Origin of the sequence: Mariniphaga anaerophila (assembly GCF_900129025.1) — a bacterium.
Lineage (GTDB): Bacteria > Bacteroidota > Bacteroidia > Bacteroidales > Prolixibacteraceae > Mariniphaga > Mariniphaga anaerophila.
Genome location: NZ_FQUM01000005.1, coordinates 185,177 through 208,919, shown reverse-complemented (window position 1 = coordinate 208,919; position 23,743 = coordinate 185,177). Strand labels below are relative to the sequence as shown.

Sequence of the window (23,743 nt, the reverse complement as noted above, 5' to 3'; positions counted from 1 at the left end):
GTGTATGTGTTCTCCAATAATAAACCCTGTTTATTTACTGAAATGAATAGGCGGCATTCTGAGATAATCGGTGGTTTTCATTTTTCGTTCGAAGTTGATGAAAACGTTGGAAATCTCTTCCGGTGAATAACCCATTTCTTTGGCCACTTCTTCTGCTGAATATCCGTTTTCCCAGCCGTACCACAAAATATCCATGGTTTCGAAAGGCAGCTGGTAAAAGAAATCTTCCTGAGTTTGTTCAGCAGGATATGTATCTGTTGTAGGTGTCCTGTCGATAATGGTTTTTGGTACCTCGAGAAATTCTGCCAATTCGTAAACTTGCGTTTTGTAAAGGTGCCCGATTGGCATTATATCTGCACCGCCGTCGCCATATTTTACAAAAAAACCCTGCTTTACCTCGTGTTTATTGGGGGTGCCAATTACTGCAAAATGATTTGCTTCAGCATGGTAGTACAGCATAGACATGCGGCTCCGTTGCTTAAAATTTGATGCGGCAACAATTTGTAAGTAGGCTTTCATGGGAAGCATCTTGCTTTCGGTAGTTTCATCTGCAAAATAAACTGTTGCATTAAATACCGGCGGCAATTTCATGTTGAGGATGCTTTGTTTGATTTCAATTTTGAATTTGTCGGTTTCGGGGTTGAATTTCGGAATTACGCTTCTTACTGCTTCATCCCTTCTTTTGTAACATCCAAAACCTTCCAGCGCCGGGGTCATGTTTTCTTCAATTGTTTTAACACCGAATTTCTCTGCAAGTTGTAACGCCAGGTTTTTGCTGTCGTCACTCGAGTCATTTTCCGGCATTATAATTCCAATCACTCTGTCGGCACCCAGGGCTTTTACTGCAAGAGCCAGGGTAACAGAAGAATCGATTCCTCCGCTAATGCCAACAATTGCGCCTTTTCGTCGCAGTATATTGAAAACATCATTTTGCAGCCTTTCTGTAATTTCAGAAATGACCTGTTCAATATTTTTGAGTTTTATAAGATCTCTGGAGAAATTGGCTTTTTGACTCATCGGATTAACAATTATAATTTGCTTCTGACCTAATTGTGCAATCTAGAAGCTGATTTTTATACGAATAGGCGAAGTTTTTGATAAACTGTTGATGAAGAAGCTGCGTGGAAATAATTGCCGTAAGTGCCATGTTGTCGATTTCAGAATATGCTTTTCCTGATTTCATTTTTACCAGCAACTTGTTTACAGAAGCAGGATTAAAAATGCCTGCATTCTCGAGCGATTGCGATGAAAGTACATCATGAATATATTCCGGCGCGTCTTCTCCTAAAAAACTGGTTAAAATTGGTGCCCGGTAAGCCTGTTTCGATCTGTTTAGAATTTCTTCCGGTAACCGGCCCTTCATCATTTTTTTTAGTAATACTTTTTCATTGAGGCCTTTTAGTTTGAAATCGGGCGGTAATGTTGCGCAAAACTCGATAATTCGATGGTCAAGAAAGGGGTACCTTCCTTCAACTGAATTGGCCATTCCCATTCTGTCGCCCTGAGACGATAACAAGTATCCCGATAAAAAAGTGCTTATTTCAATATGTTGTGCTTTTGCCAACGGATCCAGGTTTTTGAAATTTCCATTAAGGCTTGTTATTAACTCAATGTACGGATCAAATGCCTCAGTTTGTTTTTGTACTTCGCCGGACAAATGGTTTTTAATGTTGGACGTATTCTTCCATCGTAACAGGTGAGAGTAGATGGGCGAATCGGTATCTTCAAGCTTGTACCCGAAAAACATTTTTAGTGCATTCGGATTGGCATTTTGAATAGCGCTGATGTACGGATACAACCTTTTTAAAAGTAATGGGCGGAGCTTCGATTTTTTATCTTTGGCCCAAAAGTGCCTTATTTTGTTTTCTTTGAATATGTTGTACCCGGCCAGCAATTCGTCGGCGCCTTCTCCCGTAATTACTACTTTAATATTGTTTTTTCTTACCTTTTCTGACAGACTGAACATTGGGGAGGGAGAGGTACGCAAAAGCGGTGTTTCGCTGTGCCAGACTACCTTTGGAAAATTGTTTGCTATCTCTTTTGCTGAGCATTTAAATCCGGTGTGTTTTGTGCCGAAAAATTTTGCAGCTGCATATTGATAATCTGATTCGTCAAATTCGTTTTCTGTAAACCCGACCGAAAACGTTCGCAAAATGGCGGGCTCTATTTCTTTTATAAATGCCGTTGTGACACTGGAGTCGATTCCTCCGCTTAGGTAGGCTGCGACCGGAACATCGGCTCGCAACCGTATTTTGACAGCATCACGAAAAAGATTTTCAAACTCATGTTGTGCTTCTTCAAAAGTCCCGCTAAAATAGTTATTTGGTGCAGAGAAGCTGAGTTCCCAATATTTTTTAACAGATATATTGCCTTTTTTAACTTGGATGAAATGTCCCGGAGGACACTCTTTTATCCCTTCAAATACAGTTCCCGGAGTAATTGTTGTCCAAAAGGTAACTGTTTCGGATATTCCTTTTGCCGATATTTCTCGGTTCACTTCGGGATGTGCGAAAATGGCTTTTATTTCAGAACCAAAAATGAATAAGTCGGGCGAATGGTAGTAGTATAGTGGTCTGATACCTACCCTGTCGCGTGCCAGAAGTAGTTCTTGTTTTCGTTTGTCCCATATTGAGAATGCAAACTGGCCATTTAATTTTGAAAGGCAATTTTCTCCGTATTCTTCGTACAGGTGAACGATAACTTCAGTGTCGCTTTGTGTTCTGAAACGATGCCCTTTTTCTTCTAACTCTTTTCTGAGCTCGATGTAATTAAAAATTTCGCCATTAAATACAATCCATAAATTCAAATCCTCGTTTGGAATGGGTTGCCGGCCGCCTGCAATATCAATGATGCTTAATCTGACACTTCCGAGGGCTACATTATCTTTAATGAAAATACCGCACTCATCGGGGCCTCTGTGCCGAATCAACGTAAGCATACTGTTTACAATTGAAGGGCTGGCCTTTTTGTTTCTGTCAATGTAGCCCGCTATTCCACACATGAATTGCTATTCAAGTACGTTTTTCTTTTTTGAAATGAATGAGATCACCGATTTTATCGATTGGAAATTTTCTTCATTTAATTCGTCGTTTTCTACTTCAATCCCAAAGTTTTCACTGATGAAACTGATTAGTGAAAGAAATCCCAACGAATCGAAAACGCCTTCTTCAAATAATAACGTATCTTCTGTTATTTCGTCAATTTCTTTAAATGTTATTTCAGAAATAAATGATCTGAGCTGTTCTGTTTGAGTAATTATTGTGTCCATTATAACTGATTTTCAAAAACCAAATTATTTTCCGCCTGTAATATTCTATCCCGTTTGGGTAATTGCTCTCACCTCGTCCTTGTTGATGTTGGCATACAAATTACATCCCAGCGCATCAATTTTAAGAACAAGGCGGCTTTTCCCGTGAATTTGAGTGACTTCTCCGTGCATTCCTTTAAACGGACCAAAAAGCACTTCCACTTTTTTCCCTTTTTTTATGTTTTCGTGAGAAAGAAATATTTCTCGTTCCTGCTGCTCCACCAGAATTTTTACATCTTTTATTTGGTCCTCCGGGATTGTTTGGGGCTTCCCTCCGAAGGAAACATATTTGACAACTCCGGGGACTTCGAGTATTTTAAAAAACTCAATATGGCTTACTCTGATAAAAAGATAGCAACGAAAAACAGGCTCTTCAATCCATTTTTTTCTGTCGCTCCATTGCCTCAATGCTTTTTTTAGCGGCAGGTAGCTCTCAATGTCTTTTTCGTCTAAATAGTTTACAATCCTTTTTTCAGCGTTTGGCTTGGTGTAAATAGCATACCAGTTATATACCGGTTTTTTTAAAGTCATATTTTTTGTTTTTAACAGAAAAAAGTGAAATACAATTTACGACAACCACGTTGAATATTTTTACTCTGGTAGATAAATTATTGAGACTCTTTACTTTTTAGTTGTGTCTTCAACAATAAATTCTCCATGCTGAGGTCGGCAAACATCCTTTTCAACCTGTCGTGGTCTTCTTTTAGTTTATTAAACGACTGGATGTCTGCCATTGTGGGCCTGCTGTATTTAGCTTTCCAATTGTAGAAAGTGGCCTGGCTAATTCCGTAGTTATTAATAATCTGTTGAATTGGAGTGCCATCCTTGTACTCTTGAAGGATCCTTTGGATCTCTGATTCCTTAAACCTTTTCTTTGACATACAAAAATTTGATTAGAATAAAAACGTTAATTGATGTAGTAGACTGAATTCTTAGTCATTAAAAACGCACTGCTAGAGTAGTGTGGAAAATTATTGGTTGGTTAAATGCTCAAAAATGTACAGGGATTTATCTAATAGTTTTATCCTCCAATTTATAATTCAAAATAGAAATTTAGAAATTTCATATTTTAAAAGTGGTATTTATGTCTTTGATTGTCTGTGTGTTGGTGGTGTTTGTTTTGTGCTTTTCTTTGCTGGAAAAACAGAGGTTCCCTACTGTTACCCACATTTTGGATAAACCTCGCTGTCTTTTTTGCAAAGTTGGAATTCCACCAGTTGTTTCCATTTTTTTACAATTGAAAAGTTACAAAAAAAATGAATAACTATATTACTCAATATTGTGGCGAAAACCGGAATATGTATATCCAAAAATGAAACCAAGTTAATAAATTTCTTCTGTATTTATTTGTATATTACTGTGGGTGAGTGTTTTGTTATAACACAAAAAGAGCTTGTTGTCTTTAATAGTCTATTTGAAGTTTTTATCCAATCAGGACTTTCTGTCCGAAAGTGGGACATTTATGGCTTTTGGCAGTTTTTTCTATTTTTAAAATCTTATTTGCTATTTAGTGGTGATAGATTGTTTCTAATTTCGAATTTGTATGATGTTGAGCTTTAAAGGAAGTGTAGGTGAGGATGTAATTCTTTTTTAATCAAAAATTTACATTTGTTTAATTGCTTATTTGCACTTTGTTGAAAAAGAGGGAGAAATGGTCTGAAATAGAAAATTATAAAATGATTCTATCAGTTCATAGTTTGTTTTTATAAAGGTTGAAGGCGCGAGTGTAAATTTTGATGCTTTGCACTTCTTAATATAAAGAAGATGTGTTTTGAGGGCTGTCTTTCTGGGCCGCAAAAAGAGGTCCCGCTGCTTTTTGGTTAGGTTGCATGTTTTATGGCTGATAATTACATTGTTTTTTGAAACGATTTCCTGTATTTTCGGAGAATTAATTTTTGAATACCATGAAATCTGTTCTACCTGTTATTTTTGCTTTTGTCTTTTTGTGGGGGTGCAGCCAGAAAGCTGAAGAAACACCCGTCCAACAAATCAACGTTAGTGAATCCCATATAATGGAAGTGATTAAACAAATTACCGAAAAGTTTCCAAAAGCAGATTTGCAACATTTGGAAAAAGGAGTGCGTCACGCTGCTTCGCTTTGGAGGAATAGCGATGGAAATTCGGGTGAGTTCGTGAATTTCTGTGTCGAAAAATATATTGGCAATGAGGAGGAGAAACAAATTGTTTTTTCCCGGATGTCGGAGTATTTTGAGTCGCTTTTTGGCCATTTTAATAAGCTTTCAATTGATTTGAGAAAAAACGTTGATTTGCAGACCGGCTCTCTTCATCCGGTTGATTATATGTTTTCGGCATATAGCGCAGGGGCTCATCTGACTAACGATTTTTATGATAATAAAATTGCTTTTCTGGTTGCGTTGAATTTTCCGTACTATTCTACCGAAGAGAAAAACGAACTGGGGAAAAGCTGGTCGGATTTGGAGTGGGCGTATGCGAGAATGGGTGACGTTTTTAGCTCGAGAGTTCCGTCAGGGCTTCTGCAGAAAAGTGCAGCGGTGTCGGCAGGTTCGGATGCGTACATTGCAGAGTATAACGTTTTTATGGGGAAGTTGCAGAACCAGGCAGGAGAATCTCTTTTTCCTGAAAACATGGTGTTGTTGAGCCATTGGAATTTGCGCGACGAAATAAAGGCTAATTACGGAAATCATGAAAACGGTCTGGAAAAGCAAGACATTATTTATCGTGTGATGCAGCGAATTATCGATCAGTCTATTCCCGAAAAGGTGATCAATTCCGGGGATTTCAACTGGGAGCCATACGAAAATAAGGTGTTCCAGAATGGACAGGTTGTTGATGCAGAACCGGAGCTGGATAATCGCTATCAGCAAATAATCAATAATTTTAGGGCTTATAAAGATTTCGATTCTTATCATCCGGTGTTGAATACTGCTATTAAACGGTCATTCTCGGGCAATATGCAGATTCCGCAGGAAGAAGTCGAACAGTTGTTTCATGAGTTTTTAAGCGCCCCTTTGCTCAGGCAGGTTGGTGATATTATTCAGAACAGGTTGGGGCGAGAGTTGAAACCCTGGGATATTTGGTACGATGGATTTAAAGCGCGAAGTTCGATTCCTGAAGAGAAGCTTAACGCAATCACCCGCGCTAAATACCCCGATGCTCGTTCTTTGGAAGAGGATTTGGGGAATATTTTGAAGAAGTTGGGGTTCGATGATGAGAGAGCAGTGTTTCTTGCCTCGAAGATTGTGGTAGATCCGGCGCGTGGTTCGGGTCATGCCTGGGGTGCTTCCATGAAAGCAGAAAAAGCGCATTTGCGAACACGGATTCCGGACGGCGGAATGGACTATAAAGGGTACAATATCGCGGTTCACGAATTTGGGCACAATGTGGAGCAAACCATCTCGTTGCACGACGTCCCGTATTATATGATGAACGGTGTGCCAAATACTGCTTTTACTGAGGCGTTGGCGTTTGTTTTTCAAGAAAGGGATTTATTGCTCTTGGGAATGAAGGACGAAAATCCGGATGCCGAGTACCTTAAAACACTTGATAATCTTTGGTCGGTTTACGAAATTATGGGAGTGTCGATGGTGGATATGCAGATGTGGAAATGGATGTACGAAAATCCGGATTGTACTGCCGGCGAATTAAAAATTGCGACCATTGAAATAAGTAAGAATGTGTGGAATCAATATTTCGCGCCGGTATTTGGCATCGAGGATCAGACTATTTTGGCCATTTATTCGCACATGATAAATTCACCGATGTACCTGCCTAATTATGCATTTGGGCATCTGATTCATTTTCAGCTTGAAGAACATTTTAAAACACACTCATTTGCTCCGGAGGTAGAGCGAATTTTTTCACTGGGGCAACTCACGCCCGACGAATGGATGAAACGGGCTGTAGGAAATTCGCTTTCTGTTGAGCCGATTTTAACTGCGGCTGGCGAGGCTGTTGACCATTTGCGTTAGATTGTCCACTCTTCCGAAAGAATTTCGCCGCGGGTGCTGATTACGACCACTTTTACCGGAACTTTTCGTTCGGCATGTGCTACTGCGGTTTGTACTAAGTTTATTAAACCGCCGCAGCAAGGAACTTCCATGATAACAACAGTGATGGTGTTTACTTTGGTTTCATTAATCAACCGGACGAGTTTTTGGATGTAAATGTCTTTCCCCTGATCCAATTTTGGGCAGGCAATTACCATTTTCTTTCCGGAAATAAATCGCTGATGAAAATTTTCGTAGGCAAATGCAGCACAGTCTGCTGCAACAAGCAGGTCGGCACCACCAAAATAGGATGCAGCCGGGTTGATAAGATGTAGCTGAACCGGCCAGTGAGTGAGGGCGGAATGCGCTTCTTGCTGCTGCGGTGCCATTTTAAAATTGGTGGCAGTAAATGAAGATGAGGCCGAACCGGGGCACCCGCCCGCAACATGCTTGTGTCCGGGGGTCGATTTTTGTTCGCCGTGCAGCAATTCGTGTACTTCTGCGATGGAGAACGGCATGCTTTCGCGGTTGGTTTTAATGTAGGTCAGCGCTTCTTTGAGGTAGCCTGCTTCATTGTGGTCATGCAAATGTTTCAGATGCGCAAATACAGTGTTTTTCCCGCTTTTTATCATTTGTGAAATTACTGCTGTTTCGTCATATTCTTCGGCCTCACGTTTTTCTATTGCTATTGCTCCCTGCGGGCAGTGTCCGATGCAGGCGCCAAGTCCGTCACACATCAGTTCGCTAACCAGGCGGGCCTTCCCGTCAATTATCTGCAACGCGCCTTCGTGGCAGTTGGGAACGCAAACTCCGCATCCGTTACACAGTTCTTCGTCAATGTTAACTATTTCTCGTATCATAATTTTGTTAATTTTTTCTACAACAAAAGTAGGGGCGGTACGTTTCTAAATCTGTACCAATTGTTACAAAAAGCGCAGAAATGATAGACTACAAGTTGTTGGAGCAGTGTCCTGTTTTCGAGGGTGTTTCTGAATCTGAAATCAGAAATATTCTGAATGGAATTCATTATCAGGTGAAAAAGTACAAAAAGGGTGACGTTGTGGTTGTGGCCGGCGAACCGGTGGTTTATCTTTTCGTTGTTTTGTCGGGTAGTGTTAAAGGGGAAATGGTTGACTATTCTGGAAAAACAATAAAAATTGAAGACATTGAAGCGCCCCGCCCGCTGGCTACTGCTTTTCTTTTCGGAAAGAGAAACCGGTTTCCGGTTATTGTTACTGCAAACAACGAGGTGAGGATGTTGGCGATTCATGTTCCTGAGTTTTTGAAACTTTTGCAAAACAATGTGCAGGTTTTGAAAAATTACCTGGACAGCATTTCTTCACGAAGTCAGTTTTTATCGCAAAAGCTTCAGTTTTTAAGTTTTAAAACCATTCGCGGAAAAATGGCTCATTTCCTTCTGCAACAGGCCGGCGACAGGTTGCATTCTTTTCCGCTGAAGTCAACGCAGCAACAGCTTTCAGAGTTGTTCGGCGTGACCCGCCCGTCGTTGGCACGTGTTTTAAGCGAAATGCAAAAAGAAAAACTGTTTGCAATAGAGAAGCGGACAGTTACATTATTGGATAAAAAACGATTAAATGATATTTTACGAAATGGATGATTTGTTTATCTCGTACCGGCTTTTTGAACCGTTTGAAAATGTAAAAGCATTTACAACCACCAAGCGGGTTTTTTCTGAAAATAAAGCACCGCGTTTTACCGGAGATGCTGCCCAAAATGCCACAGAAAACAGGAAGCAACTTGCCGGGCTTTTGAAAATTCGGGAGAACCAATTGATTTTTCCGCGGCAAACACACTCCTGCTGCGTTGCAGAAGTTCAGACACTTCCCGAAAAAGAAATGCGCGAAACGGATGCTTTGGTTACCAATCAGCCCGGGCTTTGCCTGTGCATTCAAACTGCCGATTGCGTTCCTGTGCTGTTGTTCGACTCGAAAACAAAAGCCGTTGCTGCGGTTCATGCCGGGTGGCGTGGCACTGTGAAAAAAATTGTTGGCGAGGCAGTTCAAAAAATGGAGGCTTCTTTTGGTTCTGTCCCTGCAGATATTCTAGCAGTTGTTGGCCCGTCAATTGGCCCAGATGTTTACGAGGTGGGAGAAGAAGTGGCTGACGCCGCGCGGGGCGCTATTCCTAACTTCGAAAAAACACTGCGTGAGAGTTCTTCCGGAAAATACCATTTTGATCTTTGGGAAGCCAACCGGCAGGTTTTAATGGCCTTGGGGGTTTTGCCTGATAATATTGAAGTGCTGGCAGAATGTACTTTTAAGGAAAGCAACAAGTATTATTCTGCCCGCAGAGAAGGCATTGAAACCGGGAGGCTGGTTTCGGGGATTATGCTGGTTTAGGCCTGCGTTTTAAAAATCTTTAAATTGCAATTCTCTTCTTTCTGTTTTATGCAAAACAACTATCTTCGCAACAATTAACCGTTTACAAAAGTATCGGAAGAAAGAAAACATTATCAAATGAAAGAATACAGATTCATTAACAAGCTGACTGGCTGGGCCGTATTTATGGTTTCAGCCGTTGTTTATTTAATGACCATTGAGCCGACTACCAGTTTCTGGGATTGCGGCGAATTTATCACCACTTCGTTTAAAATGGAGGTTGGTCACCCTCCTGGAGCTCCTGTTTTTATGATTTTTGGACGTTTTTTTACGCTTTTTGCCAGTCCTGAAAATGCTGCTAAAATGGTGAATATTATGTCGGCGCTAGCCAGTGCTTTTACCATTTTGTTCCTGTTTTGGTCCATCACGCATTTGGCCTTCAGGCTTGTGGTTGAAAAGAAAAACGTTAACCGGGGAAACACCATCTCCATAATGGCAGCCGGAGTGGTTGGCGCATTGGCCTACGCTTTTTCAGATACTTTTTGGTTCTCGGCAGTTGAAGGCGAAGTTTATGCTTTTTCTTCCATGCTAACAGCCATTGTTTTCTGGGCTATTTTAAAATGGGAAAACATTGCCGATGAACCTCATGCCAACCGCTGGCTAATATTTATCGCATATATTATTGGCTTGTCAATCGGTGTTCACTTGCTGAACTTGCTGGCAATTCCGGCCATTGTGTTTGTGTACTATTTCAGAAAATATGAAGTTACCCGCAAAGGAATTTTCTGGGCACTGGTTGCTTCAGTTGTCCTTCTGGGCATTTTAATGTATGGAATTATTCCGGGCGTAGTAACCGTTGCATCGTGGTTCGAATTGTTGTTTGTAAATACATTCGGACTGCCGTTTAAATCGGGTGTGCTTTTCTACGTGGTGGCGTTGATTGCTGCCATTGTTTACGGCATCCGCTACACCATGAAAAAGAAAATGGTTTTGTGGAATACGATAATTCTCGGAATCACTGTTATTTTAATCGGTTATTCGTCTTTTGCACTGATTATTATCCGTTCATCTGCCAAGCCACCCATGGATCAGAACAGCCCCAACGACATGTTCTCGTTGCTTTATTATCTGAATCGGGAACAGTACGGACAGCGTCCGTTATTCCAGGGGCAGTACTACAATTCACCACTGAATCCGCAGGAACGGTATAAAGAAGGAAAGCCTGTTTATTCGCAAATCGATGGTAAATATGTGGAAACAGACAGGCGGGTAATTCCCAATTACGATGAAAAATTTAAAACCATTTTCCCGCGTATGTGGAGCAACATGGATCCGGTTCATGCACAGGACTATCAGCAGTGGGGAAATATAAAAGGCAAAAGAATTCAGCACAGAAATGAAGCTGGACAAACGGAGACTATTGTAAAGCCGACTTTTGGCGAAAACCTGCGTTTTTTGTTCAGGTACCAGGTGGGGCACATGTATCTCAGGTACTTCATGTGGAACTTTGTCGGGCGGCAAAATGATATTCAGGGGCATGGTGGCGTGCTTTACGGAAACTGGTTAAGCGGCGTTAAGTTTGTTGACGAAATGCGTTTGGGAAGCCAGGACAACCTGCCCGATCGGTTTGCAAACAACAAAGCCCGGAATACCTATTTCTTCCTGCCGTTGCTGCTTGGGTTGCTTGGTGCGTTCTTTCAGTATAATAAGGGTAACGAAGGCAAAAAAGGATTGTGGGTCGTGTTCCTGCTCTTTTTTATGACCGGCCTGGCTATTATTATTTACCTGAACCAGTACCCGCACCAGCCGCGTGAGCGCGATTATGCTTATGCCGGTTCTTTTTATGCGTTTACAATTTGGATTGGACTTGGCGTACTTGCTATTTCCGAAGCGCTTAGAAAGTTTTTGCCGGAAAAACTTGCCGGAGGTATTGCCGGGGTGGCAGCTCTGGTTTTGGTGCCGGGAATTATGGTGGCAGAAAACTGGGATGATCACGATCGCTCGGGGCGCTACACTGCCAGGGATTTGGGCGCAAATTACCTGGAAAGTTGCAAGCCAAACGGAATTATTTTCACCAACGGTGATAATGATACTTTCCCGTTGTGGTACAATCAGGAGGTAGAAGGTGTCCGGACTGATGTTCGCGTTTGTAATCTTAGTTATTTGCAAACCGACTGGTACATCGACCAGATGAAAAGAAAAGCCTATGAATCTGAACCGCTGCCTTTCTCGATGAACGAAGACCAGTACAGGCAGGGAACCCGGGACATTATTTATTTGATGGACAATCCGCGGATTTCGAGGAACGTAATTGGATTGAAGGAAGCCGTTGGTTTTATCGCTGACGATAATCCGGCAACTAAACTTCAGCAGGCCGACAACGCCGCGTATCTTCCCAAAAAAGTGCTGTCGTTTAAAGTGGATAAAGATGCGGTTATCAGAAATAAGGTGGTAAGACCACAGGATTACGACAAAATTGTGGATACAATTACCATCGATCTTTCCGACCGGAATTTCCTTTCGAAAGATGAAATGATGATACTTGACCTGCTGGCTACCAATAATTGGGAACGCCCTGTTTACTGGGCTATTACTGTGGGGAGCAGCAAATACATGAACTTGCAGGATTATTTCCAGGTTGAAGGTTTTGGCTACCGGTTTGTTCCCATTAAAGGCGAGTCGAATCCTAACAGGCTGGCATTTGGAACCGTAGCAACCGATATTATGTACGATAACCTGATGAACAAGTTCAAGTACGGGAATATGAATGATCCGGAAGTTTACATCGACGAAAACAACGGACGGATGATGACTAACATCAGAAACAGTTTTAACAGGCTGGCAACCGGCTTAATCTCCGAAGGGAAAACCGATTCTGCCGTGGCTGTAATTGACCGCTGCTTTGACTTGATTCCAAATTCTGTTGTTCCTTATGAGTATTTTTCGCTGGAACTGGCTGAAAGTTATTACCAGGCAGGTGCCCCTGAAAAAGGGAAGAAAATATTGGAAGAGGCTTACGAATCGTTTAACGACGAGTTGGGATACTTCCTTGCTATGAATAGGAGATTTTTGCAGACACAAAGTATAAACGAAGAGATTCAGCGAAATCTTTTCTACTTGCAACGCATTGAGCGGACTGCCCGTACTTTTAACGACTCGGAATTGTCGAAGAAAATTGGCGAAGCCATGCAGAAACATTTTGAAACGTATAATGCAATTTAATCGCATGAAACGAGCATGAATTTTTTTCATTCAAAATTCACAAAAAGAGATGGTTAAAATTTATGCAAGTTTTAAATGATACCGTAATAAAAACATTTTTAGTGATATGAATATTTTGGTAATTGGCTCGGGAGGCAGAGAACATGCCCTGGGGTGGAAAATAAAACAAAGCAAAAAAACAGAGAATCTTTATTTCGCTCCCGGTAACGCGGGCACCTCAGAGCTGGGTACCAATCTCGAAATCGGAGTAAACGATTTTGCAGGCATTAAAAGTGCCGTACTTGAAAACCAGATCAATCTTGTTCTGGTAGGCCCTGAAGTTCCATTGGTAGAAGGCATTCACGATTTTTTTGCTGCAGATTCCGTATTGGCGAATGTGAAAGTTGTAGGCCCCAAAAAGGCCGGTGCAATGTTAGAAGGGAGCAAGGATTTTGCCAAGGACTTTATGAGTAAACACAACATTCCTACTGCCAGGTATTTAACGGTGACCCGGAAAAATATCGAAGAAGGAGTTGAGTTTTTGGAATCGTTGGAAGCACCTTATGTTTTAAAAGCCGACGGGCTTGCCGCCGGGAAAGGTGTTTTAATTATTGAGAATTTACAGGAAGCCCAAAGTGCTTTGAAAGAGATGCTGGGGGGAATGTTTGGCCAGGCCAGCAGCAAAGTTGTTATCGAAGAATTTCTTAGCGGAGTGGAAGTTTCGGTATTTGTTATTACCGATGGTAAACACTACAAAATTCTGCCCGAAGCCAAAGATTATAAACGAATTGGCGAAGGAAATACCGGTCTGAACACCGGCGGTATGGGAGCAATTTCTCCGGTTCCGTTTGCCAATAAGGAGTTTATGGAAAAGGTGGAAGCACGCATCATACGCCCTACCATAAACGGGCTGCATGTAGATGGTATTGAATACAACGGGTTTATATTTTTCGGGTTGATCAACGTAAAAGATAATCCGTTTGTAATTGAATACAACGTTCGGATGGGCGACCCGGAAACAGAAGCAGTTATGCTTCGGGTAAAATCTGATTTGGTTGATTTGCTGGAAGGCGCTGCTGATGGAACTCTTGCCGAAAAAGATATTGAATTTGACGAACAAACAGCTGTTACCGTGATGATGGTTTCTGGCGGATATCCCGGCAATTATGAAAAAGGGAAAGTAATTTCGGGGTTGGAAAATGTGGCCGGCAGCACTGCTTTTCATTCCGGAACAAAAATGTCAGGGAACGATGTGGTAACCAATGGAGGCCGGGTTTTGGCAATTAGTTCGTTAGGCGAAACAATAACTGAAGCACTTGCCGCATCATACAGAAATGCAGAACTCATTCAGTTTGAAAAGAAATATTACCGCAAAGATTTAGGTTTCGACCTGTGATATGTTACTTAAAACATTAAAATCGAACCGTGCAGTTAACTTTTTTCTATTCCCTTTTATGGGAATACTTTTCTGGTTGAAAAGCCTGATTTCTCCTGAGGCATATCCATTTTATCGGGGCGAGCAGGATAATATTTTGTATGCGCCTATCCATAATTTGTTAAAGGACTACCTTTTGCTGCAAATAATTGTAACGCTTTTTCTGGTTGTCGGAATGGCGTTGGTTTTGCTTCAAATGAACAATAAGTACAACATTATTCGAATCAGGACAATGTTGCCGGCTCCGTTGTTTGTTCTGATTGTCAGCGGATTTATGAGTATTCATGCTTTGCATCCGGTCTATTTTGCAGCGTTGTTTGTACTTTTGGCTGTTTACAGGCTTTTCAGCGCGTTCGATCAGCTAAAGCCGTACTCTCCTGCTTTCGATTCGGGTTTTTTTCTGGGGATTGCATCGCTTTTTTATTTTAATGCTTTTGTTTTACTTCCTGCCTTTTTGGTAGGAGTCGGAATCCTTTCCAGGGAAACCAAATGGAGGGAACTGGCGGTTTGTCTTTTAGGGTTTACTTTGCCGTTTGTTTTTGCGTTTAGTTATGCATTTGTTTCAGACCAGGTTCCTGAGTTTTTAGGTGTTCTCGAATCGAATATCGTTACGCCGGTTAGCACACTTTGGACGAACATTCCGCTAATGATTTATCTCGGGTTGCTGCTTGTTTTGATTTTCTTCGGAACAGTAAAAATACTGCAGCAGTACGATACAAAAAAAGTAAGTACCCGAAGGTTTTTTGTTGTGCTGTTTCTTGTATTTGCATGCATTTTGGCGAGTTTTATTCTGGTGCCTGCCACCTCGGTAGAAATATTTGTGCTGGCTGCAATTCCCGTAACCTTTTTGCTGACCAACTTTTTTGTTTTTCTGAAAAGAAGGTTTTGGGGTGAGCTTTGGTTTTTTCTGCTGGTTGCTGCAGTAGTTGCTTTGGAATTTTTAGCGTAAGAGTAAATGGACAAGAGCAAACCAACGTTGGCAATTTACGGTATTCAGGACAGAGACGATTACGAGCATCCTTTTTACGTACACGATCATAACCTCGCGCTGATGGAAAACGGCAGGGTGAAGTGGTTTCTTCAGCAGGAACGCATTTCTCGCCGGAAAAGGGATAACACTTTTCATCTTCACATTAAAGAGATTTTGAAAGAAAAAAGACTGCTGGCAGGCGATTACGATCTCGTGTTTGTTGATAACGTGGTTGGTCGCACTTTTTTATCCCGGCAGGGCGATGCCCGTTTTGAGGCTCCGTTAACCTCAACACTGGCAACCGGCCTGGAGAAAGGTAAATGCTGGTGGTATGGTCACGAAAAAGAAGCCTGGTGTTTGAATCACGAACTGGCGCACATGTTTTCCTGCCTTCCGTTTTTCGGGAATTTCAGGGAGAATAGTTTACTGGTGCATTTCGACGGTGGTGCAAGCCTGAGTAATTTTTCGGCAGCGGTTTTCAAAGATGGCAAGTTAAACTGGGTTGAATACAACTGGGATTTGAAACCTTTTAGTACCATCTACAACGCAAATGCACTGGTGTTTTCAATCATCGGGGCCAAGTTGCCCGAACAAAATGCCGTGCCCGGTAAATTTATGGGGTTTGCCGGTTGGGGAGTTCCGCGGAAAGAACTGAAAGATTGGCTTTATAAACACAATTTTTTTCAGGATATCTGGGGAAAAACGTCGGTGTTTTTTAATCGGGCAAAAATTGATTTTGGAGTAGAGTTGAAGTCATTCAGTCAGAAGAACTCTTTTATTCGCGATGTGGCAGCTTCGTTACAGGAGATATTTATTGACCAAATACTGATAAAGTTGCGCCAGCTGGCCGAAAAAACAGGAGCCGAAAATTTGTATTACACCGGAGGCTCGGCGCTGAATATTGTTGCGAACACAAGAATTTTGGAGGCCGGAATTTTTTGTAACGTTTTTATTCCTCCATGCACCGAAGATAGCGGACTTGCCCTCGGCGCAGCAGCATTTGCCGAGTGGCAGAAACACGGTTCTGTTCAATACCACGAGAGCTATCTGAATAACTGGGATATTGAAGATTATAAGCCTTCTTATGATTCGGACACTATTCGAAATGTTGCAGAATTATTGGCTGGTGGCAAGGTTGTGGGAATTTGTAACGGATTTGGAGAGGCCGGGCCGCGGGCTTTGGGAAACCGGAGTATTTTGGCACTGGCCAATTCGAAAAAGCTGGCCCGGGAAATAAGTATGGAAAAGAAAGGGCGTGAGTGGTACCGTCCGCTGGCACCGGTAGCGCTGGAAGAGAACACCCGTTATTTTACAGGGAAGTCAGAAATTCATCCGCTGTCGAAATACATGTTGCTTGATTACTCTGTTTTGCCGGAAAAACAGCCGGAGATTGCCGGGGTTGTTCACTCTAGCGGAACGGCGCGTTTTCAAACACTTTTCAGCAGAAACGATAATCCGTTTTTATTCGATTTGCTTCGTTTTTTGAATGACGAATATGAAGTAAAAGCGCTGATTAATACCTCTTTTAACCGGCGCGGCGAGCCCATTGTTCATACAACAACCGATGCTTTAAATGCTGCAAAAGAGCTGAGCCTGGATGCTGTTGTTCTGAATGGCAATTTGCGCTTGTTTCCATTCGGTTAAATTGGTTTGTTGAATAAGCAAACTCCTGCCCGGCAACTGTTTTATCATCCTCCTTTACGATTCCTATTAAATTGAATTTTCGTGTTATTTTAAGAAACAGAACAGGTTGATTCTCTCCGCCGGGCAGACGACTTCCTTTTTTGAAACATTTGCGTACTTTTGCCCCGACATTTATTGAAACGTAAAAAATGGCAACCATTTTAAATATTGAAACTGCAACAGAAGTATGTTCGGTTAACCTGGCAAGAGACGGCAAAGTGTTGTTTGAAAAAGAGAGCAGGGAAGGATTGAACCACTCTCAGCTTCTGACGGTTTTTATCGAAGAAATTTTTAAGTCTGAAGGATTTGAAAAAGACCAGCTTGATGCAGTGGCCGTTAGTAAAGGTCCTGGGTCGTACACCGGTTTGCGCATTGGTGTTTCTGTAGCTAAAGGCTTGTGCTATTCGCTCGGCAAACCGTTGATTGCAATTGGTACGCTTGATGCACTGGGAAGGTACGCTGCGCAGAACAAAGAAGAGTTTTTGCCAGATTTTGTAAATGGAAAGGACGCGCTTTTTTGCCCGATGATTGACGCCCGCCGCATGGAAGTTTACACAGCTCTTTTTAATGCGAATGGTGAGAAAATTGAGCCGGTTGCTGCAAAAATTATTGACGAAAATTCATTCCGGGAAAATCTGGATCAACATCCGGTGCTGTTTTTTGGAAACGGAGCGGAAAAATGTAAAACTGCATTAACCCATGCAAATGCACTGTTCTTGGGCCCTCAGAAAGCTTCGGCACGGTTTATGGTAAATCTTGCTGAAGAAAAATACAACAAAAACGATTTTGAAGACGTTGCCTATTTTGAACCGTTTTATTTGAAAAACTTTATAGCAACGATTCCGAAGAATAAAATTATTCAATGAAAAAATTAGGTGCCATAATTATAGTTTTGCTGGTTTTCGCTCTTCCATCGCAAGCCAAAAAGGAGAAAATTATTTTTAACCTGAAGTTTGGTTTCATAAAAGGAGGCGAGGCAGAACTGGTGATATCAGATACTGTTTTCAACAACGGCCGGGCAATTCATTACTATTTGCAGGGCAGAACCACCGGCATTACCGATAAGCTGTTTGGTGTAAACGACATTTACGAAACAACTGTTAATGCTGAATCCAGGCTCCCGCTAAAATCGATTCGGAACATTAAAGAGGGGAAATACCGTTGGTATAACGAAACTCTTTATTACCATGATATTGATTCTATTAACAGCCAGAAATCGGGGTGGAAAAGCGCGCCCGACAACCTGGTTGATATTGTTTCTGTATTTTTCTATTTTATCCACAATCATTTGATTGACAACCTGGAACCCGGAAGGTCGACCACTTTGCCCACGTTTCATGCCGATAAAATAGAGAATGTGACTGTTACCTATTTTGGCGACAGTGAAATAAAAACAGATCTTGGAAAAATTGATTGTTATGTTTTGGTTCCTTCGGTAAATAAAGGAAAACTATTGAATCGTTCAGACGGTTTGAAATTTTTTATATCGAAGAAGACGAACCTGCCGGTTTTGCTCGAATTCGACATGCGGGTTGGAGCCTTGCGTGCAGAGTTAAAACAGTACGAGATTGACGGAAAAGCACAGAAAGCTCAATAAAATGGAATTTTTTATCCCGCAAATAACCGTCGAATACATTCATTTTTAACTGATTTGTTTATTTTTACAGCGTTTTTAAAAAAGTAAAAGGAAAATTCATGGCTACAACAGCAGATTTTAGAAATGGCATGTGCTTTAATTTCAAAGGCGATATTTACACCATCGTTCAATTTATGCATGTAAAACCCGGAAAAGGTCCGGCCTTTGTTCGCACAAAACTAAAGAATGTAAAAACAGGAAGAGTAATTGAAAACACCTTCTCCTCGGGAGTTAAGGTAGATGAAGTGAGAGTTGAAAGACGACAATATCAGTATTTGTATAAAGATGATATGGGCTTCAATTTCATGAATACGGAAACATTCGAACAGATTTCCATTCCTGAAAATATGATTGAAAATAACGACCTGATGAAAGAAGGACAGTTAGTGGAAATCCAGTTTCATGCAGAATCTGAAACTCCGTTAACAGCAGAAATGCCTTCATTCGTAGAACTTACGGTTACTTCAACCATCGAAGGCGAAAAAGGAAACACAGCAAGTTCAACAGCACTAAAACCTGCCACGCTCGAAACCGGTGCCGAAATTATGGTTCCGATGTTTATTGGCGAAGGAGAGGTAATTAAAGTTGACACCCGCGACCGTTCATACAGCGAACGGGTAAAAAACTAAAAGAATAGTAAAATACAGGGAATCCGGTTTGATTTTTCAGACCGGATTTTTTGTGCCTTTATTTTTGGGAGGGAGCGAAATTGCGTTGGCGCATATTGCTTTTAATTGGGCAGTATTAAAGGAACTTCGTTTTTTGGGGTGGCCTGAAAATGTGCAGGCGCTCATAAGAATTTTTGTCTTTATGGGAGCTGAATTGATTTGGATAATGGAGACGTTCAGTTACTCGTGTATCAAATTTGAGGAAGGAAATTTTCAAAGTAAGCAAATGAAAAACAGCAATATGGTTATTTTTTGAAGTGTTTGGTTGCAGAAAAAAGCCTTTCATTTCTCTTTTTAATCAGACATATATTTACCTTTTGTTTATTGGTTTTACCATATGGCAATCATTTATAATTGAGGACACCGTAAATTTGTTTAACAACAAACAAAAACCGATTAAAAGAGTGGCATACCGATGGGTTTTGTATGCCGATGTTACTTGCCACAAAAACTAACCAACATAAAGAATGAAAATATTTTTCTTCCAAACAGGTTTGACAAAGTTTCGTTTACAGGGAATGACCGCAGGGGAATGGTTGAAACTACTGTTTTTTTTAAGACGACACATCAAGAACCGTAAGGACACACAGCGACGCCAGCATTTAAATCACAGATATTTAGCAGTAACCGTAAATTAATAATAATGAAACCAAAAAAAATCCGAAGATTAATTCCCTCTCTACTGCTTCTCGTTTTTATTGCTATCTTTTTCTGCCAGTGCGAAAAACTATTTAAGTCGAAAGACGACGACAGCAATGTTGCCGAAGGCTCTTATATTGCAACGAATGCTTCAGATCCGGAGTTCGTTAAACTGGTGACGAAAGACGGTGAAATAATTAATGTTTTTGGCACCAGGGATGCAAATGGCATGCCCGACGAGGTGAAGCAAATTAACATTACCATTGAAGGGGATCAGGAGTATGTTTTCCTGTTTAATGATAACAAAGAAATTGAAACGGTAATTGCAGCAAACGGCACCGTTTTTAATTTTGAGTGGCTGAGCAGTGAAAAAGTGGCGTTGTTTATCGATTGCAATGACGGAGTAAATCAGATTAATACTGAAATTGATTTGAATGACCTGGATGCAGAAAAGAGCGCACGGGTAAATTACAACGCTCCCATTCGCGAAACGGGGAACTTTTGTTATGATATTGAATTTCATCCGTTTGTTGATGCCGAAGATTGGGAGAATGCAGGCATGTTGAAATCTGCAACTGCTAGTGGCACGGTTTATAGCTTGCGTACCACCTCGTGCGGAGCACCAACCAATCAGCAACCCTATTCTGTTGATGTATTTGATATTACCGGGCATGTGCATATAAAAAAGCTGTATGCTGAATATGTTTCAAAAGGGGTTTATTCCATAACAATACCCTCCGGAACAGCCCCGACAATAGACCCGCAAGGTGCAATAGAAAAGCTGACTGCAATTTTAGGCCCTATTTGCGATGCAGGTGGAATTTATGCTGCGACTTTGTCGCCCACCATGTGTGTTTATTTAGCAGCAAAGCTTGCTGCCACAGGAATTGGAATTAAAGTGGCGCCGGCAGTTGGGGTTGCATGTACAGGGGTTGTTGCAGCACTCTCTGTTTATTGCGCAACATTAGGCGCTTCCGGCCCTCCGGGATCCCCGTCGATTATGGATAAAATAAACGAGCAAAAGTTACTTGAAGATTTTAAGTCACAAGGAGAGATGCGGCTTTATGTCAGGTTTCATGGCCTGCCATCTCCAATTCTGAAAGCTTACACCGTTAGGGAAGGAGTGTCGGCTATTTTAAATGCGGAACTATCTGCCAACGCAAAGCCAAGTATCCGTTCGCTTAACTTGAGCCCTGCTGCACCTGCGGCAAAACAAAGCTACACAATAACCGTATCGGTATTTTGTTTGCCTGTTGGAAGCACGGTCTCCATATCAATGGTTGGAACCGATGGCTGGACGCAGAACAGCCAGTATACGGTGAGCAGCGCCGAAGAATCAGCCGGAACCTATAAAATGTCAGTTGTTGGTGCTGCAACGGGAGTGAGGGATGAAATTACTGTTGTTGTAAACACGCCCGACGGACAGTCAATTACCCGAAATGCTTCGCTTATTTTTGGCGGTTAAATAGAAATAGAAAGGTCCCGGAGTATCACATCCCGGGACTACTATTTTGTTATACGCCGTATTCTAGTTGGTTGGTTTTAACAGTTTTTCTTTGTCTTTAAACAAAAGAACAAAGGCAATTAATAGTGCTACCGAAACCAGTGTGGTAATTCCCCAAATAGCATTCCAGTTGTAACCTGCCTCGGTTTTATAATGATGAATCAGCCGTGCGCATAAAAAGTTGCCAACCAGCAGTCCAGCCCCAAAAGTCACCAGAAAAATAAATCCCTGCGCCTGCGATTTTAATTGTGCAGGCGCTTTTTTGTCGATGTAAATCTGGCCACCCACATAAAAGAATCCAAAAATTAATCCGTGGATTAAAATGCCGATATAGTACATACAGGGCTGACTAATCGATCCTCCCGTGTAAAACGATAAATAACGAATGCACAGTGCAACAAGACCCAGTGTCATTGTATTTCTTAATCCGAATTTTTTTATGGCTGCCGGCACCAGTAGTAAAAATCCCATTTCGGCCAACACGCCCCAGTTAATGGTGATCGAAATATATTTTGTGTTGATATTCAGCAGAAACTCCGAAAAGTAAGAGTAATACATGGCAAAAGGAATCATGGAAAGGAATGAAAAGAGAATGAACAGTGCAAAGTTCCGATCTTTCATCAGATGAAGCGAGCCCAGTCCAAACGCATCAACGAGGGGCGGCTTCTGCCCTTTTGCCAGGGGCGGAGTGTCGGGCAGGGTGAAACTCAGTAAAACTGCCGCCATGCTAACGCCCGCGCCGCAATAAAAAGGAACATGAGTGCCATCAAAATTGATGTTAAACACATGGATGAAAACCAAGCTGAACACACCTGAAGTTACCCATCCGATTGAACCAAATACCCTGACTTTCGGAAAATCTTCCGAGGGAAGGTGCGCCATGGCAATAGCAGACGAAAGGCTCCACGAAGGCATGTAAGCCAACATGGCCAGAAGCAGGCAAATAAACAACACGTCCGGATTATGCGTTACGGCTGCCCAGAGGAGCATAAGCGCGTGGATAAAGTTTAGTCCGGCTAACACCTTTTGTGCGGCAAAAAAGCGGTCGGCCAGCATTCCTACAAGTGGTGAAGCCATGCACCCGATGGCCATCGAACTTAATATGAGTGCTTTTTGTGTGCTCCCAACTTCCAGGTTTGTAAGGTATGCAGCAAGCGGAACCCACCAAACGGCATACATCATATATTGGAGGAACATCATTAACGAAAGCTTGATTTTTGGCATAGTAGTTTTTTTAGTTTCAGTATTGATTACTTACGGGAAATTAGTTCATTGTTCTTTGTTCAGTATTTTTTTTGTGAGGTTTCGTACGTATCCGTTTTCATCTTGAGAAAGGGTGCTTAAAATCCGGGCAATTTGTTCGTTTCCGGAAATATGTTCGGGCGTTACCAACCTTAAAATCAGATTGTATGTGCCGACACCCATTTCCTGGCTGGTAAACATGTTTAAAAGTTCCAGTACCACTTGCTCGTTAACTTTACCAAGGCCGATGAATTTCCAAAGAATTTCATATTTCATGTTCATGTAAGTGTCTGCCATAACCAAAACAAGCTGTTGCTGAATAACAGTGTCAGCAAGTATTTCTGGTCGGAAATAACTGAGCGCCTGGTTTGCAAGCGCAGAATTATCTGACTTTACAAGATGCATTATTTCAGGATAAAAGGCAGAATGGTATTCAGGGTGAGCGGCTACACATTTAATAGCCCGTGAAATGTACCCCTGGTTTTGGCTTGCAAACATATTTGCAAGGAATTTTTCGCTCAGGTTATTTTCTAAAACTGTATTTATTTCGTTTTGAACCGGGCCATAAACGGTATGCCAAAGGGTGTGGCAGGAATACACCGCATCTTTTACCACCACTTCGGCCAGCGTGGGCTGGGTAGCAGCGGTGTATCCGTCAACTTCGTATGGGTCGATGGAGTCGGGCACAATTATTAAATCCTCCTGTTTCAACGCTTTTAAAATGGATGCAGTGTCCCGAAGGATTCCTTCCAGTTTTACGTAATCTTCCTGCTGAAATTCTGTGTGGTCTGATTTGGTAAGCGGTTCTCCATCCGGTATTTGCATGCCAAGATAACTTCCTGTTCCATCCCAGAATAACCACAGGCGAATCATTTTGCATTCTCCGGAAATACATACATCTTTAAAAATATGCCGCCCAAACCAAATGGGAAGTCCGTTTTTATCCTGCAATTCGAACAACTCCGGCCCCGAAAGAGAATCAGTCTTTTCTTCGAAATAGTGGGTAATAAGCTTTCCTTCCATAGCCCAGAAGCCTGTTTTGGGGCGTTCCGGGAAAGTGTTGGAAAAGCTGACAAACAGGAAAAATCCTACGGTTGCTGTAACCTGAAAAAGGTATTTTTTGAAGTTTGTCATGTTCTTTAAATGCCTGT

General features: G+C 41.7%; 19 protein-coding genes. 11 read left to right on the top strand and 8 right to left on the bottom strand.

The window, feature by feature from the left end:
- Positions 1-30: 30 nt before the first annotated feature.
- From nadE to BUB08_RS11885, 5 genes are all read right to left on the bottom strand, one after another.
- Positions 31-1,017, bottom strand: coding sequence for an NAD(+) synthase (nadE, locus tag BUB08_RS11905; protein ID WP_073002043.1), 987 nt, complete (start codon positions 1,015-1,017; stop codon positions 31-33).
- 4 nt (positions 1,018-1,021) lie between these two features.
- Positions 1,022-3,001: an asparagine synthase (glutamine-hydrolyzing) gene (asnB, locus tag BUB08_RS11900; protein WP_073002041.1), complete on the bottom strand. Its 1,980-nt coding sequence runs from the start codon at positions 2,999-3,001 to the stop codon at positions 1,022-1,024.
- Between the two features lie 6 nt (positions 3,002-3,007).
- Positions 3,008-3,268: an acyl carrier protein gene (locus BUB08_RS11895; protein WP_073002039.1), complete on the bottom strand. Its 261-nt coding sequence runs from the start codon at positions 3,266-3,268 to the stop codon at positions 3,008-3,010.
- 45 nt (positions 3,269-3,313) lie between these two features.
- On the bottom strand, positions 3,314-3,838 hold the full coding sequence (locus tag BUB08_RS11890) for a UpxY family transcription antiterminator (RefSeq protein ID WP_073002037.1): 525 nt from the start codon (positions 3,836-3,838) through the stop codon (positions 3,314-3,316).
- Between the two features lie 77 nt (positions 3,839-3,915).
- Positions 3,916-4,188 (bottom strand): transposase, encoded by a 273-nt coding sequence (locus tag BUB08_RS11885; RefSeq protein WP_073002035.1) that lies wholly within the window; start codon positions 4,186-4,188, stop codon positions 3,916-3,918.
- Positions 4,189-5,211: 1,023 nt separating this feature from the next.
- On the opposite strand from BUB08_RS11885, the gene BUB08_RS11880 reads away from it, so the two are divergent.
- A complete protein-coding gene (locus BUB08_RS11880; RefSeq protein WP_139249688.1) occupies positions 5,212-7,257 on the top strand; it encodes a gluzincin family metallopeptidase in 2,046 nt (681 codons plus the stop codon).
- On the opposite strand, the gene BUB08_RS11875 is transcribed toward BUB08_RS11880, so the two are convergent.
- On the bottom strand, positions 7,254-8,135 hold the full coding sequence (locus tag BUB08_RS11875; protein WP_073002033.1) for an ATP-binding protein: 882 nt from the start codon (positions 8,133-8,135) through the stop codon (positions 7,254-7,256). The genes BUB08_RS11880 and BUB08_RS11875 overlap by 4 nt on opposite strands.
- An 80-nt stretch (positions 8,136-8,215) precedes the next feature.
- Between BUB08_RS11875 and BUB08_RS11870 the strand changes: the two genes are divergently transcribed.
- From BUB08_RS11870 to BUB08_RS11815, 10 genes are all read left to right on the top strand, one after another.
- The gene (locus BUB08_RS11870; RefSeq protein WP_073002031.1) at positions 8,216-8,893 is read left to right on the top strand and encodes a Crp/Fnr family transcriptional regulator; all 678 of its coding nucleotides are present in this window, start codon (positions 8,216-8,218) and stop codon (positions 8,891-8,893) included.
- Entirely contained in the window at positions 8,871-9,635 is a 765-nt protein-coding gene (gene pgeF / locus BUB08_RS11865) for a peptidoglycan editing factor PgeF (protein WP_073002028.1), read from the top strand. The genes BUB08_RS11870 and pgeF overlap by 23 nt, the downstream gene beginning before the upstream one ends.
- Positions 9,636-9,752: 117 nt before the next feature.
- Positions 9,753-12,836: a DUF2723 domain-containing protein gene (locus BUB08_RS11860; protein ID WP_073002026.1), complete on the top strand. Its 3,084-nt coding sequence runs from the start codon at positions 9,753-9,755 to the stop codon at positions 12,834-12,836.
- Between the two features lie 106 nt (positions 12,837-12,942).
- The gene (purD, locus tag BUB08_RS11855) at positions 12,943-14,211 is read left to right on the top strand and encodes a phosphoribosylamine--glycine ligase (RefSeq protein ID WP_073002024.1); all 1,269 of its coding nucleotides are present in this window, start codon (positions 12,943-12,945) and stop codon (positions 14,209-14,211) included.
- A 58-nt stretch (positions 14,212-14,269) separates the two neighbouring features.
- Positions 14,270-15,199, top strand: coding sequence for a DUF6427 family protein (locus tag BUB08_RS11850; protein WP_139249687.1), 930 nt, complete (start codon positions 14,270-14,272; stop codon positions 15,197-15,199).
- 6 nt (positions 15,200-15,205) lie between these two features.
- A complete protein-coding gene (locus BUB08_RS11845) occupies positions 15,206-16,864 on the top strand; it encodes a carbamoyltransferase C-terminal domain-containing protein (RefSeq protein WP_073002021.1) in 1,659 nt (552 codons plus the stop codon).
- Positions 16,865-17,052: 188 nt separating this feature from the next.
- Complete coding sequence (gene tsaB / locus BUB08_RS11840) at positions 17,053-17,769, top strand: tRNA (adenosine(37)-N6)-threonylcarbamoyltransferase complex dimerization subunit type 1 TsaB (protein ID WP_073002019.1); 717 nt, start codon at positions 17,053-17,055, stop codon at positions 17,767-17,769.
- On the top strand, positions 17,766-18,500 hold the full coding sequence (locus tag BUB08_RS11835) for a DUF3108 domain-containing protein (protein WP_073002017.1): 735 nt from the start codon (positions 17,766-17,768) through the stop codon (positions 18,498-18,500). Before tsaB ends, BUB08_RS11835 begins: the two co-directional genes overlap by 4 nt.
- A 98-nt stretch (positions 18,501-18,598) precedes the next feature.
- Entirely contained in the window at positions 18,599-19,168 is a 570-nt protein-coding gene (efp, locus tag BUB08_RS11830; protein WP_073002015.1) for an elongation factor P, read from the top strand.
- Between the two features lie 682 nt (positions 19,169-19,850).
- Positions 19,851-21,311: a hypothetical protein gene (locus tag BUB08_RS11815; protein ID WP_073002009.1), complete on the top strand. Its 1,461-nt coding sequence runs from the start codon at positions 19,851-19,853 to the stop codon at positions 21,309-21,311.
- Between the two features lie 63 nt (positions 21,312-21,374).
- On the opposite strand, the gene BUB08_RS11810 is transcribed toward BUB08_RS11815, so the two are convergent.
- Both BUB08_RS11810 and BUB08_RS11805 read right to left on the bottom strand, forming a co-directional pair.
- Positions 21,375-22,574, bottom strand: coding sequence for an MFS transporter (locus BUB08_RS11810; protein ID WP_083570736.1), 1,200 nt, complete (start codon positions 22,572-22,574; stop codon positions 21,375-21,377).
- Between the two features lie 45 nt (positions 22,575-22,619).
- On the bottom strand, positions 22,620-23,726 hold the full coding sequence (locus BUB08_RS11805; RefSeq protein ID WP_073002006.1) for a hypothetical protein: 1,107 nt from the start codon (positions 23,724-23,726) through the stop codon (positions 22,620-22,622).
- Positions 23,727-23,743 lie beyond the last annotated feature (17 nt).